Origin of the sequence: Pedobacter cryoconitis (assembly GCF_014200595.1) — a bacterium.
Lineage (GTDB): Bacteria > Bacteroidota > Bacteroidia > Sphingobacteriales > Sphingobacteriaceae > Pedobacter > Pedobacter cryoconitis_C.
On the sequence record NZ_JACHCG010000005.1, the window covers coordinates 130,234 to 144,164 of the forward strand.

The window sequence follows — 13,931 nt, forward strand, 5'->3', positions numbered from 1 at the left end:
CTAAAAATCTTTTTAAGAACCTTAACAGGGTGTTATATATACAAGTTATTTATAAACTTATAACTTTCTTTTTACTTCTACTTGTTCGTAAGCTTCAACGATATCACCAACTTCAATGTTATTAAAGTTCTGTATGTTCAGACCACATTCGTAACCTCTTGCTACTTCTTTCACGTCATCTTTATAACGTTTCAGTGAAGCCAGCTCACCAGTGTATACAACCACACCGTCTCTTACAATACGGATCTTACTGTTACGTGTAATCGTTCCATCCAATACCATACAACCAGCAATCGTTCCCACTTTCGTGATTTTGAAGGTATCTCTGATCTCAACGTTTGCAGTAATTTTCTCCTGGAATTCAGGAGCAAGCATACCTTCCATCGCAGCTTTGATTTCATTGATCGCATCATAGATGATTGAGTACAGACGGATATCGATTTGCTCAGCTTCAGCAAGCTTTCTTGCACCTGAAGAAGGACGAACCTGGAAACCGATGATAATCGCATCAGAAGCCGAAGCTAACAATACATCAGATTCTGAAATCTGACCTACCGCTTTACTGATGATATTAATCTGGATCTCTTCAGTAGATAGTTTCAGTAATGAATCGGCTAATGCCTCAATCGAACCATCCACATCACCTTTAACAATCAGGTTAAGCTCTTTAAAGTTACCAATCGCTAAACGACGGCCAATCTCATCCAGTGTAATATGTTTCTGAGTTCTCAAGCCCTGCTCACGCATTAATTGTAAACGTTTGTTTGCAATCTCTCTCGCTTCAGACTCATTCTCTACAGCATTGAACTTATCACCTGCTGTAGGTGCGCCCTGCATACCCAATACCTGTACCGGTACTGAAGGTCCGGCTTGTTCTACTTTTTGTCCACGTTCGTTAAATAACGCTTTCACACGACCACTGTAGCTACCCGCTAAAATCGGATCACCCACTTTTAAAGTACCAGCCTGAACCAGTACAGTAGTGACAATACCACGTCCTTTATCTAAGGTCGCTTCAATTACACTACCAGTAGCGCGTTTATTAGGATTAGCTGTTAATTCTAACAATTCAGCTTCTAATAATACTTTATCTAATAAAAGATCAACATTTAAGCCGCTTTTACCTGAGATTTCCTGAGACTGGAATTTACCACCCCAATCCTCTACCAGGATATTCATGATTGATAACTGCTCACGGATCTTATCAGAGTTTGCTCCCGGTTTATCAATTTTCGTGAAGGCGAATACCAAAGGAACTCCAGCTGCCTGAGCATGACTGATTGCTTCTTTAGTCTGAGGCATCACTGCATCATCCGCTGCAACAACAATAATTGCAATATCCGCTACTTTCGCACCACGTGCACGCATCGCTGTAAAGGCTTCGTGACCCGGTGTATCTAAGAACGTTACTTTTTTACCAGTTGGTGTAGTTACCATATAAGCACCAATGTGCTGTGTAATACCACCCGCTTCACCAGCTACAACATTCGCTTTACGGATATAATCCAGTAAAGAGGTCTTACCATGATCGACGTGACCCATAATCGTAACTACCGGTGCTCTTGGTACTAAATCTTCAGGATTATCTGATTCTTCAATAATACTATCACCTTCATCATCCGGTTTAACGAATTGTATTTCGTAACCAAATTCATCTGCAACAATCGTTAATGTTTCTGCATCTAAACGCTGATTGATCGAAACGAACATACCAAGACTCATACAGGTACCAATAATTTTGGTAACCGGTACATCCATCATGCTTGCTAATTCGTTTGCCGTAACAAATTCTGTTACTTTCAACACTTTAGACTGTAGTTCCTGCTCCATTGCAGCTTCTTCCGCAGAAAGAGCCACATCGTCACGTTTACCACGACGCAGTTTTGCACGCTGTGCAAACTTACCAGATTTACCAGCTCCGCTTAAACGTGCAAGAGTTGCTTTAATCTGATCTTGTATTTCTTTTTCCGTAGGTTCTTCTTTAGAGCCTCCAGGTCCGCCTGGTTTGCTGTTTCTAAAGTTAGGCCTGTTGGCTGTATTATTTGTATTGTTCCTGAAATCAGGTCTGTTGGTAAAAGTTGGCACACCCGCAGGTTTTGCAGGTGCAGCAGGATTGTTTCCTCCCTGCTGATTAGGCGTTGAAGGATTACCCCCCGACGACTGATTCTGTCCAGGTGCACCCGGAGCCTTTTTACGCTTGCGTTTCCTTTTCGCATCATTGCTGTCCGCCGAAGAAGCGACAGGTTGCGATTTACGTTCAGGTGTTGTCGGCAAGACAATTTTACCAATAATATTTGGTCCGGAAAGTTTTACAGAACGGGCTTTGATAACCTCAACTTCGTCAGGTTTATCCGCTTTCGGTGCAACAACTTCTTTAACCGGCTCTGCTTTAACAACAGGTGATTCCACAGGTTTTGGTTTTTCTTCTTTAACTTCTTCTTCCACAGCTTTAACTACTTCAGGTTTAATTTCAACAGGTTTAGCCTCAATAGGTTTTTCTACTGGCTTAACTTCCTCCTGAACTACCTTAGGTGCCTCCGGGATAATCGCTGCTGGTGCAGGTGTTTCAACGGGAGCAGCCGGTACAACCGGAGCTTCAGCTTTCACAACTTCAGCAGCTGGAAGTTCTTCTTTTTTTGCAGGGCGGGTCTTAGAGTTTAAATCGTCAAGATTAATTTTCCCTACAATTTTAACACCTTTTAATGTGCCTTCTTCAACCTTTTCAGTTTCCTTTTCCACTACCGCTTCTTTTTCAGGAGCAGGGGCAGGGCTTACTTCTTCCTTAGGTTTCTCAACTGTAGGAGGAGTGTAGGAATGAAGGTTTTTGATTAAAATACCCTCGCTTTCGAATTCAACATTTTTTCTAGGTGCATCCGTAACTTTTTCAGTTACTTCAGGCTCATCACGACGAATTTTACCTATAACAATTTGATTGGCTTCTTCTTTTACGATTTTATCTCCCTGAAACTCTTTCAATAATGCATTATACATATCGCGGGAGAGTTTAGTAGTGGGTTTATTCTCAACAGAAAAGCCTTTCTTTTCTAAAAACTCAACGGCCGTAGCTATCCCTACGTTAAGTTCCTTAACTGCTTTGAATAAAATTATTGGTTTGTCGTCTGACATTGATATCCTATTTTTTCTTAATTCTTATACAAAAGTAACGTTTATTCTTGTTTTTTCTCATCAAGTCAACGCTTATTCAAATTCTGACTGTAATATACTGATAACTTCTTTAATAGTTTCTTCCTCCAGATCAGTTCTTTTTACTAATTCGTCTACTGACAGCGCTAGTACGCTTCTTGCTGTATCACAGCCAATTGATTTCAATTCATCGATAATCCAGCTATCGATTTCATCCGAGAATTCTTCGATATCCACATCTTCATCTTCTTCACCAGCTTCACGGTAAACATCAATTTCGTAACCAGTTAATTTACCGGCAAGCTTGATATTATGTCCACCACGGCCAATTGCAAGAGAAACCTGGTCAGGCTTCAGGTAAACCGAAGCATGTTTAGTTACATCATCCAATTTGATGGAAGTGATTTTAGCAGGACTCAAAGCTCTTGTGATATAAAGAGAAATATTATTAGTGAAATTGATTACATCAATATTCTCATTTTTAAGTTCTCTCACGATACCATGGATACGTGAACCTTTCATACCAACACAAGCACCCACCGGGTCAATTCTGTCATCATAAGATTCCACAGCTACTTTAGCACGTTCTCCTGGTTCACGAACAATTTTCTTAATCGTAATTAAACCGTCGAAGATCTCAGGAACCTCAATTTCAAACAAACGTTGTAAAAACTCAGGGGCAATTCTTGAAATAATAATCTTTGGTGTGCTATTCATCATATCCACCTTTAAGATTACCGCACGTACAGTATCACCTTTTTTGAAATAATCAGCCGGTATCTGTTCAGTTTTAGGCATAATTAACTCATTACCCTCATCATCCAGTACTAACGTTTCTTTTTTCCAAACCTGATAAACTTCTCCTGTTACGATTTCTCCAACTCTGTCCTTATATTTCTTAAAGATCTCGTCTTTCTCTAATTCAAGTACTTTAGATACCAGTGTCTGACGAGCAGCTAAAATAGCTCTTCTTCCAAAACTCTCTAAAGTAATCTGCTCAATGTAGTCGTCTCCAACTTCCATATCTGCATCTAACTGTTTAACCTCAGCCAGTTCGATTTCAAGATCGTCATCTTCAGAAAAGCCATCTTCCATTACTTTTCTTGTACGCCAGATCTCTAAATCACCATTATCAGGGTTAACAATTACATCACAATTCTCATCAGTACCATATTTCTTACGTAACATGCTACGAAATACTTCTTCCAGCACACTGATCACCGTAGGACGGTCGATGTTCTTGAACTCTTTGAATTCTTGAAATGAATCGATTAAATTAATATTGCTCATTTTTATTTAAATGAAATTAAAACCTTTGTTTCTATTATATTACTAAAGTCCAGACTGGTTTCAACCAATTGTGCTTTCTTTCCTTTTTCTTTTACTTTCGCTTCAATAGTAATCGACTGCTCATTTACATCCAGCAGTTTTCCTTCCATAATATCACCTCCGGTAACTTTAACACTCAATTCGCGTCCGATGTTTTTCTCATATTGTCTTTGAAGCTTTAAAGGCTCGCCAACACCAGGAGAGGAAACCTCCAGATTATATGCTTTCTCAATAGTATTTTCTTCTTCCAGATGAAATCCAACATGTCTGCTAATCGCAGCACAATCCTGAATACTGATGCCCTGATCACCATCCACATGAATGATTAACTTATTGCCAGGCAACAACTTCACCTCAACTAAAAATAACTCCGGTCTGTCCGAAATTTTTTCCTCTACTAATTCTATTACTCTCTTCTCTACTTGCATAAACCAATTTGCGGATAAAAGAAAAGAGGGGACATCTGCCCCCTCTTGCCCCTCTATATCAGTGCAAAGGTAGGGATTTTATTTCAAAAATAAAAACAAATACCGCTTGTAAATCCATATGCTGTTTAACAGAACTAATTTAAAAAAATTAAATAACAGCCTGAAACAGAAAATAAAAAAAAATTAAACGGGAAGGAATTAAAGACTTAACGCTTTAGCACGACCTGCTGAGGCTTTACACTATGATTTAGCCGGCCGCTGATTATTTTATCCGTACTGGCAAACTGCGCATTCATATACGAGATGACTAAATAATTTTTTCCTGAAATAAATGATTCAGCAGGTCTGAAAACCAAAGTACTGTCCGTTACTTCCAGCTTACCGGGTATATTATGTTCCATGCCTGTAGTATCTTCGTCATCAGGAGTCTCTAAAACAGTAATTAAATCAGCATGCGCAGTATCCACCCCTGGAATATTCCTGATCAGTCCCAAACCAGCAGGATCAATGTCTGAAAAGATAATTGCAGTACTATCCGATGAAAACCGGACAGAAAGTGGCTTATTATTTGCTGAGGAACATGACATTAAACAAGCAATCCCAAACAGCACCGGAACTGATTTTACTAAACGGCTGTACATTTTTTAAAACTAAACATTATGAAACTTATTATTGAAATTTTATTGATGGGTCTGGCCATGCTGCTGGGCTCATACCTTGTTCCGGGCGTTCGTATTGATGGATTCGGTACCGCAATTATTGCTGCCGTACTGATTGCACTGGCCAATGCGACCATCGGATTTGTTTTAAGGCTGCTTACTTTCCCAATCAACTTTCTGACACTGGGACTGATGTCTTTTATCATTACCGTATTAATGATCCTTTTAGTAGCTAATATGATGAAAGAATTTTATATTTCCGGCTTCTTTGCTGCTGCATTTTTAGCCATCGTAGTGGCTGTAATCAAAGCTTTATTCGGTACGATTGCCGGTACCGATAACGACTAAAAACATAAAAAGGCTGTTTTCCAAATAGAAAACAGCCTTTTTATATAAAATTCTGATCAATTATATTATCTTAATATCTCTCTTGAAATAACCATTTGCTGGATTTCAGAAGTACCTTCATAAATCTGTGTAATTTTTGCATCACGCATTAAACGTTCTACATGGTATTCTTTAACAAATCCATAACCACCATGTACCTGAACAGCCTCAACTGTCACATCCATCGCAACCTTAGAAGCATATAATTTGGCCATAGAACCAGCCAGCGTATAAGGCAGGCCCTGATCTTTTAACCAGGCCGCTTTATAAACCAGCATTCTTGCCGCTTCAATACTTGTAGCCATATCTGCTAACTTAAAAGCAATCGCCTGATGCTCTGCAATTGGTTTACCGAATGATTTACGTTGTTTAGCATAAGCCAGTGCCAGTTCGTATGCACCAGCCGCAATACCAAGCGCCTGAGCAGCGATACCAATACGGCCGCCCTCTAAAGTTTTCATCGCAAATTTAAATCCGAATCCATCCTCACCAATTCTGTTTTCCTTAGGGACTTTTACATCATTGAACATCAGAGAATGTGTATCAGATCCGCGGATGCCCATTTTATTCTCTTTAGGGCCGATTGTAAAACCTTCCATTCCCTTTTCTACAATAAAAGCGTTGATCCCTTTATGCTTAAGATCTGGATGCGTCTGTGCAATAACCAGGTAAGTAGAAGCATTGCTTCCATTAGTAATCCAGTTTTTTGTTCCGTTTAACAGGTAATAGTCACCTTTATCTTCGGCAGTAGTCTGCTGAGAAGTTGCATCAGAACCCGCTTCTGGCTCAGATAAACAAAATGCACCAATTTGTTGTCCTGAAGCTAAAGGTTTAAGATATTTTTCTTTTTGAAATTCAGAGCCATAAGCCTCTAAGCCATAGCAAACTAAAGAATTGTTGACAGAAACCACAACTGAAGCTGAGGCGTCAACTTTAGAAAGCTCTTCCATAACCAGCACGTATGAAACCGCATCTAATCCGCTTCCACCGAACTTTTCTGAAACCATCATTCCCAAAAAACCCAGTTCGCCAAGCTTTTTCACTTGCTCCGCCGGAAATTTCTGATGTTCATCTCTTTCAATTACACCAGGCTTTAATTCATGCTGCGCGAAATCTCTCGCAGCCTGCTGGATCATCAATTGTTCTTCACTTAGTTGAAATAGCATAATAATTATTTTTGGAAAATTACTTTTTGCCAAATTTAGTATTTCAAACTGAAAGATACTATGGTTGCATAGTATCTTTCCGAAAAATAATTATTTTAGAAGATGATTGTTATCATCAGGGAACACCAGGATAGGCTTATACAATTTAGCTTCTTCAATAGGTAAAGAACCATAAGAAATGATAATTAAAGTATCTCCAACCTGTACCTGCCTTGCAGCCGCACCATTTAAACATACTGTACCTTTACCGCGCTCACCTTTAATCACATAGGTTTCAAATCTTGCCCCATTATTATTATTGACAATCTGCACCTTTTCATTAGCAATGATATTCGCGGCATCCATCAGGTCCTCATCAATTGTGATGCTGCCTACATAGTTTAATTCCGCCTGTGTCACCCTGACACGGTGTATTTTCGATTTTAATATCTCGATAATCATGCTGTAAAGTTAGATAATATTATATTGATTCATTGTAATTCTTGTCAGTTCAGCATCATGTTATCAATCAGCCTGGTATCTCCGACTTTTGCCGCAACCAGGGCAACCAGATGCTGTGCTGCCTTATCTTTTTCAGGAAGAAGCGTCTCGCTGTTCGCAATTGTAAAATAATCAAGTTCTACCCCTTTTACACTTTGAATGATAGCTATGGCCTCTTTTAATAAAACTTCTATAGTTTCTGTTTGAAAATGATCCTTCACATAAGTCAGGGCTTTGCTCAATACCAATGCATGCTCATGCTCCACAGCAGAAAGGTGAATATTTCTGGAACTCATAGCCAGCCCGTCTTCTTCCCTGATAATCGGACAGGAAACAATCTTTAACGGCAAATTGAAATGAGCAACCATATTACGGATCATCAATACCTGCTGAAAATCTTTCTGACCAAAAAACGCCAGATCAGGATCAACTGCATCAAAAAGTTTCTTAACGATCTGGGTTACGCCCTGATAATGCCCTTTTCTGAACTCTCCTTCCAGCAAAAATTCGGCTGGTCCGAGATCAATATGCCAATTTTCAGGCACAGGGTACATTTCTTTTACGGACGGCATAAACACATAATCACATCCCGCATCCTGCAACATTTCAATATCATGCTGTAGTGGCCTTGGATATTTTTCCAGGTCTTTAGGGTCAGTAAACTGCGTTGGATTCACGAAAATACTGCAAACTACAACATCTGCATGTTGTTGAGCGATCTTTACGAGAGATACGTGTCCTTTATGCAAAGCGCCCATTGTAGGCACTAATGCTATTTTTTGTTGAGCCAGTTTTAGTGGCTTCAGCAAGCTATTTAATCCTGCTATTGTATTTATAACTTCCAAACCGGGTTGTAAAATTTCAAAGTCCAAAGTTGGTTAATTATATAATCCCAACAAAACATCTAAGCAAGATATTGATAAATTTGAATAAATTGCTTACCTTTGCCCCTTGATTATCTTTTCTTTAACATAAATATTTATTCACAAATATGGAGATGGCAAAAACGAAGCTACTGATTGTTACACACGAGATGTCGCCTTTCCTGGAACTCACCAAAATTTCAGAGATTACCCGTCAATTACCTCAGGCAATGCAAGAAAAAGGATTTGAGATCCGTATTCTTATGCCAAGGTTCGGCAATATCAACGAACGGAGGAACAGGCTGCACGAAGTTATTCGTTTATCTGGAATGAACATCATGATTGATGACAATGACAACCCGCTTATTATCAAAGTCGCATCTATTCCAGCAGCTCGTATGCAGGTTTACTTCCTGGATAATGAAGATTATTTCCAGCGCAAGTATGTATTCAGAGATAAAGAAAACAAGTTTTATGCAGACAATGACGAAAGAACAATCTTCTTTTGTAAAGGTGCGCTGGAAACTGTTAAAAAGTTAGGCTGGGCACCGGATATCGTGCATTGCCACGGCTGGATGACTTCACTGGTCCCTGTTTACATTAAAACTTCTTACAAAAACGACCCTACATTCAAGAATTCTAAAGTAGTTTATTCTGTTTATGAAAACTGTTTCACTGAAACTTTACATGCTGATTTGCATAAAAAAGCAGTGATGAACAACATGACAGCGGATGACACCAAAGTTTTCGAAAATGCAGACAGCAATACTTTGCATATTGGTGCAATTACTTACGCTGACGCTGTAGTTTTGGCCGATGAGAAAATTGATGCTGATGTGTTAAAATTTGTTAAAGATTCAAATAAGCCAACTTTAGCCTTTAATTTAACCGAAAATTTCGAGAACTTCTATGCTTTATATGAAGAAATCTCGAATGATGAATTGGTTTCAATAGCATAAACTCAGGTATTATTAAATTAATTATGAAATTTTCAAAACTAGACTTATTGACCCTGTTAATAAGTCTTTTTCTTTTTTCGTCTTGTAAAGACTCCAGTACTATCGGTTTAGATATTAATCCAGCTAACGCGGTCAGTGGGATTCTTTTGGATACAGTTACGGTTACTTCCCGTACTGAACTGGATGATCCTGCCTCAACATATCCTCCTGCAACAACAGGTTCAGCCGTTGGCTTAGTCAGATATCCTCTCGGACAAATGGCTGATCCGATTTTCGGTTCAACAACAGCAAACCTGGCTATGGCAGTTACCTTACCAGGTAGTACAGGATATAGTTTTGGTACAGCTGCTGAAATTGATTCGGCAGTATTAGTGATGTCTTATGCAACAAATACCGCAGTTCCTGCTACAGTCCAGGCCACTATCGGAAGCCAGCTTGCACAGTTTTACGGAGACAGTACTTCAACATTCAATGTTAGAGTAACTCAATTAAACTCGAACCTTTCTACTCAAACCGGCTTCCTGAATACAACGGATTACGCGTCAACAGACCTTCTTGGATCGGCAACGATAACACCAAGGCCAAGTACCTCTGTCAGAGTTGTCAGAGTAATCCCGGGCGCACCAGACACTGCATATAATGCCGCTCCTCAATTAAGGATTAAATTATCAACAGCATTGATCAAAAGTAAGATCATGGCGCTGGACTCAGTAACTTTAAGTACAAATGCTAATTTAGCAGCTGCTTTTAAAGGTTTAAAAGTAACCGCAAGCCTGGTTTCCGGAAAACCCGGTGCAGTGATGTTCCTGGATTTCGCCGGTAGCAACTCTAACCTGGAGATTTATTATAAAAAACAAAATGCGACTACTGCAACACTTAGAGATACGGTGGCAGCTATGTTTCCAGTCTCTGCACCCGCAGGGCCAGTTGCAGCAACTGTAAAACATGATTATACCAATACAGCCATTGCAGCCCAGATAAAGACACCAGCAGATTACGCGGTAACTTATTTGCAGGCAATGAGTGGAGTGAGAAACAAAATAACTTTTCCTTACCTGAAGAACCTCAAAGCTTCCACAGGAAAAATTGTCATTAATAAAGCTGAACTGGTGATTGACATCAGCGATCCTACAGATTCAGTTCCATTTAAAATACCACCACGTCTTTCTTTGTACAGATTAGATATTGCGAAACAAAGACAAAATCTACCGGATAATAATGTGGCCTCAACAAATAATCCTGGTGGCGATCCAAGGGCAGTATTACCATTCGGAGGATTCTACGATAAAACGAAAAAAAGCTACACTTTTGTAATAACGAGCTATATTCAGGATATTGTTGACGGAAAAACTGTGGATTACGGAACATACTTAGCACCAACAGCTACAACTGAATTTAACTTACAGCCTTATGCAACCTCAGCGGGAAGAGCCGTTATCGGTTCATTTAACAACCCTGCGAACCGGAAAATAAGACTTAATATTTATTACGTTAAGAACCCTAATTAGTTTTTAGCACTCAGCATAAAAAAAGGCTGCCCCCAACGGGCGGCCTTTTTTGTGATCAAGTTATAAACTCGCGGATCAGGGATTAAATTTCAAGTTTTAGGGGGAGGAAAGATCCTGATTTTTCCAGGCTTGCTACTTTTACGAAAGTTCTCTGATGCCTTTTTCGGTTTCTATTGCTTGTTTCATTATGCCCGGTACAGGACTTTTGAAACAACCTGTACTCCAAACTGCTGCTTTAAAAATGAAACCGCCCAGGATTCCCTTCGAAAATTTACCCGTTAATCTTCCCATAATAAATAAATGCTTTTCCACCAATGTAAGCTATTAGCGTTAAAGATTATCCTGATGCGTAAAAAATGTCCGCAATTGTCCGCAGCTGTCTGCAATTGTCCGCAGTTGTCCGTGGGTTAGTCAAAGGGAAAATTATAATTTCATTAATTTTCAACTAGTTATGGTTTGGTTGTGCCTGAGTGGTGGTCGGGATGACACCAGGTTGAGAACAGCCTTTAAGCATACTTACTCTAAGTCATTTCAACTAGTTGTTTTGACTTGGACTTGCCATGCTCTCACGTTACTTTAGCACTGCTCTTACCCTAACGAGTACTCGGACAGTACTCAGGCAGTACCCGGCCGATGTAGAGTTATTATTTAGCTATTTTGAATTTATTTACTAACAGCCCGGCCTTGTTTAGGCTGAGTCATTCCCATGCAAATTGAAAGCTTTCAGCGCAACTTCCAGAGCCATAAGAGCATCCGTGATAGCAAAGACTTTCTGTTTAGCGTGTCAAAAATTTATGCTTAAAAAAGAGCCTGCTCCACAAGTTGATGACTTGATCCCTTTTTTGCTTGAAGTCATTTTCAGCTAGAAAAAAAGCCAGCATATTCCTGATCGGATATGCTGGCTTTTTATAAAATGTTAAACAAAAATCAGGCTACGCTATAAATGACTTTAAAAAGGCAAATCACCCGAGATGCCATCTGCATCCAGGTAATCATTTTCACTTTTAGGCGTACTGTTAGTCGTTACCGGTGTATTTTCGAAATCGCTTTTCCTGCCCAGAATTGTAAAATTCTCAGCCACGACTTCAGTTACATATTTTTTTATCTTCTCCCGGTCTTCAAATGACCGTGTACGTAGTTTTCCTTCTATATAAACGAGTTTCCCCTTTTGCAGATACTTTGACGCCACTTCAGCTAAACCCCTCCATAACACAATGTTATGCCACTCTGTTTGTTCTATGCGTTTTCCATCTTTATTATAAGTTTCTGATGTAGCCAGCGGAAAGCTTGCAACGGTGACACCACCGTCTAGGTGACGGACTTCAGGATCCTTCCCTAAATGTCCAACTAAAATTACTTTGTTAATACCTGACATGAATTTGGAGTTTACTATTTGTTAAAATAGAAGTTAATAAATTTGGTTAGAATTTTCGGTTGTGGCAGCTGATCCAAATCGGCCCAAGTGACCCAATTCGCTTCTGCGCTAATATTAAAGTTAATGATATAATTATCTAAACCAAAAAATTGAACGTATATAATTTGGTGTGTTAATAAATGTTTCACTTGCATCAGCGGCCGGATAACAACAGCTGATCCAAAATTTTGTTTAACTTTTTCCGTAAACTCCTCATGATTAACATCAGCTTCCGTTAAAGTTTCTATGCTGGGAAAATCATACAAATGCTGCCAGATATCCTCCAAAATCCTTTTATTAACGAGTACTTTATCGTCATTTTCGCAAATAAAATAATTAATATAACGCGTTCTGACCTTCACAGTTTTGAGCTTAACCGGAAGAACCGGAACCAGATTATTGTTTTTTGCATAACAGGAAAGCACTAACGGACAAATTTCGCAATCAGGAGATTTAGGCTTACACTGCAAAGCACCAAATTCCATAATCGCCTGATTATACAAGGCCGGATCCTGCTCACTAATCAAAGATTGTGCAAGTTCAGAGAATTGTTTTTTGCCAGAAGTACTATTAATCGGCGTACTGATTCCAAAATATCTTGAGAGTACGCGAAACACATTCCCGTCTAAAACCGCCATCGGTTCACCAGAAGAAAAGGAAGAAATTGCAGCTGCTGTATATTCACCAACACCTTTAAGTTTGATCAGTTCCCGATAGCTGACAGGAAAAATTCCGCCATATAAATCCATAATCTGACGCGCTGTAAACAACATATTTCTACCGCGTGAATAATACCCCAACCCCTGCCAAAGCTTCAGAACCTGTGTTTCTGTAGCAGCAGCGAAATCTGCAACAGTAGGGTATGCTTCCAGAAAACGGTTAAAATAAGGCAAGCCCTGCTCTACCCTTGTTTGCTGTAAAATGATCTCTGATAACCAGATAATATAGGGATCTTGCGTATGTCTCCAGGGGAGATTTCTTTTATTAACCAGATACCAGCTGGTAAGCTCTTGCTGAAATGCCATAACTTCAAAAATACAAGTAATCCATTATTTTGCCGAGTTATAAATTATTATTTTTTCTTGCGCAAAATTCACCAATGTATATTTTGTTATAGCCTGTAGAAATACGCTGATCAGGTTAGATTATGTAAAACTTGCAATTCCCTGATACTATTCAAGATAAATAATTGATCTTTTATTTTCCTATCTCATTAAAAAGCAATACTTTTGCAACCCCAAATCACTTATAATATTAAACACACAACAATTAATAATAGAAAATATGACTAAGGCAGATATTATTTCAGAAATATCAACGAAAACAGGAATTGAAAAGGTAGATGTACAGGAAACCGTTGAGGCGTTTTTCAAAGTAATCAAAAGCAGTATGATCGGTGGCGAAAATGTCTATGTTAGGGGTTTTGGAAGTTTTGTTGTTAAGAAAAGAGCACAAAAAACTGCCAGAAATATTTCAAAAAACACTGCGATTATTATTCCAGAGCATTTTGTACCAAGTTTCAAACCAGCAAAAGTTTTTGTTGATAAAGTAAAAAACAATTCAAAAAAACTAAGCGTAGAAGCTTAATCTGCTT

The 13,931-nt window shown here is 39.0% G+C and carries 14 protein-coding genes; 4 read left to right on the plus strand and 10 right to left on the minus strand.

Annotated features, from left to right (window positions below):
• Positions 1 to 57: 57 nt before the first annotated feature.
• The 4 genes from infB to HDE70_RS23075 all read right to left on the minus strand — a co-directional run bounded on the left by infB (position 58) and on the right by HDE70_RS23075 (position 5,542).
• Positions 58 to 3,126 (minus strand): translation initiation factor IF-2, encoded by a 3,069-nt coding sequence (infB, locus tag HDE70_RS23060; RefSeq protein ID WP_183866267.1) that lies wholly within the window; start codon positions 3,124 to 3,126, stop codon positions 58 to 60.
• A 72-nt stretch (positions 3,127 to 3,198) separates the two neighbouring features.
• Positions 3,199 to 4,434, minus strand: a complete 1,236-nt coding sequence (gene nusA, locus HDE70_RS23065; protein WP_111635455.1) for a transcription termination factor NusA — start codon at positions 4,432 to 4,434, stop codon at positions 3,199 to 3,201.
• A 2-nt stretch (positions 4,435 to 4,436) separates the two neighbouring features.
• Positions 4,437 to 4,901: a ribosome assembly cofactor RimP gene (rimP, locus tag HDE70_RS23070; protein ID WP_183866268.1), complete on the minus strand. Its 465-nt coding sequence runs from the start codon at positions 4,899 to 4,901 to the stop codon at positions 4,437 to 4,439.
• Between the two features lie 206 nt (positions 4,902 to 5,107).
• Entirely contained in the window at positions 5,108 to 5,542 is a 435-nt protein-coding gene (locus HDE70_RS23075; RefSeq protein ID WP_183891960.1) for a hypothetical protein, read from the minus strand.
• Between the two features lie 18 nt (positions 5,543 to 5,560).
• On the opposite strand from HDE70_RS23075, the gene HDE70_RS23080 reads away from it, so the two are divergent.
• Positions 5,561 to 5,908 (plus strand): phage holin family protein, encoded by a 348-nt coding sequence (locus tag HDE70_RS23080; protein WP_183891961.1) that lies wholly within the window; start codon positions 5,561 to 5,563, stop codon positions 5,906 to 5,908.
• A gap of 65 nt (positions 5,909 to 5,973) precedes the next feature.
• Here the strand turns inward: HDE70_RS23080 and HDE70_RS23085 are convergent, their stop codons facing one another.
• The 3 genes from HDE70_RS23085 to panC all read right to left on the minus strand — a co-directional run bounded on the left by HDE70_RS23085 (position 5,974) and on the right by panC (position 8,465).
• On the minus strand, positions 5,974 to 7,113 hold the full coding sequence (locus tag HDE70_RS23085) for an acyl-CoA dehydrogenase (RefSeq protein WP_183891962.1): 1,140 nt from the start codon (positions 7,111 to 7,113) through the stop codon (positions 5,974 to 5,976).
• A 90-nt stretch (positions 7,114 to 7,203) separates the two neighbouring features.
• Complete coding sequence (gene panD, locus HDE70_RS23090) at positions 7,204 to 7,554, minus strand: aspartate 1-decarboxylase (protein WP_111635459.1); 351 nt, start codon at positions 7,552 to 7,554, stop codon at positions 7,204 to 7,206.
• Positions 7,555 to 7,598: 44 nt separating this feature from the next.
• Positions 7,599 to 8,465, minus strand: coding sequence for a pantoate--beta-alanine ligase (gene panC / locus HDE70_RS23095; protein WP_409339003.1), 867 nt, complete (start codon positions 8,463 to 8,465; stop codon positions 7,599 to 7,601).
• A 125-nt stretch (positions 8,466 to 8,590) separates the two neighbouring features.
• Between panC and HDE70_RS23100 the strand changes: the two genes are divergently transcribed.
• Together HDE70_RS23100 and HDE70_RS23105 are read left to right on the plus strand one after the other, a co-directional pair.
• Entirely contained in the window at positions 8,591 to 9,415 is an 825-nt protein-coding gene (locus HDE70_RS23100) for a glycogen/starch synthase (RefSeq protein ID WP_245952844.1), read from the plus strand.
• A 23-nt stretch (positions 9,416 to 9,438) separates the two neighbouring features.
• Complete coding sequence (locus HDE70_RS23105; protein WP_183891963.1) at positions 9,439 to 10,923, plus strand: DUF4270 domain-containing protein; 1,485 nt, start codon at positions 9,439 to 9,441, stop codon at positions 10,921 to 10,923.
• Between the two features lie 138 nt (positions 10,924 to 11,061).
• On the opposite strand, the gene HDE70_RS23110 is transcribed toward HDE70_RS23105, so the two are convergent.
• The 3 genes from HDE70_RS23110 to mutY all read right to left on the minus strand — a co-directional run bounded on the left by HDE70_RS23110 (position 11,062) and on the right by mutY (position 13,362).
• A complete protein-coding gene (locus tag HDE70_RS23110) occupies positions 11,062 to 11,214 on the minus strand; it encodes a hypothetical protein (RefSeq protein WP_183891964.1) in 153 nt (50 codons plus the stop codon).
• Between the two features lie 658 nt (positions 11,215 to 11,872).
• Complete coding sequence (locus HDE70_RS23115) at positions 11,873 to 12,298, minus strand: single-stranded DNA-binding protein (RefSeq protein ID WP_041883024.1); 426 nt, start codon at positions 12,296 to 12,298, stop codon at positions 11,873 to 11,875.
• A gap of 14 nt (positions 12,299 to 12,312) precedes the next feature.
• On the minus strand, positions 12,313 to 13,362 hold the full coding sequence (mutY, locus tag HDE70_RS23120; RefSeq protein WP_183869380.1) for an A/G-specific adenine glycosylase: 1,050 nt from the start codon (positions 13,360 to 13,362) through the stop codon (positions 12,313 to 12,315).
• Between the two features lie 259 nt (positions 13,363 to 13,621).
• Here mutY and HDE70_RS23125 point away from each other — a divergent pair, with 259 nt between their 5' ends.
• Entirely contained in the window at positions 13,622 to 13,924 is a 303-nt protein-coding gene (locus HDE70_RS23125; protein ID WP_041883022.1) for an HU family DNA-binding protein, read from the plus strand.
• Positions 13,925 to 13,931: the final 7 nt, after the last annotated feature.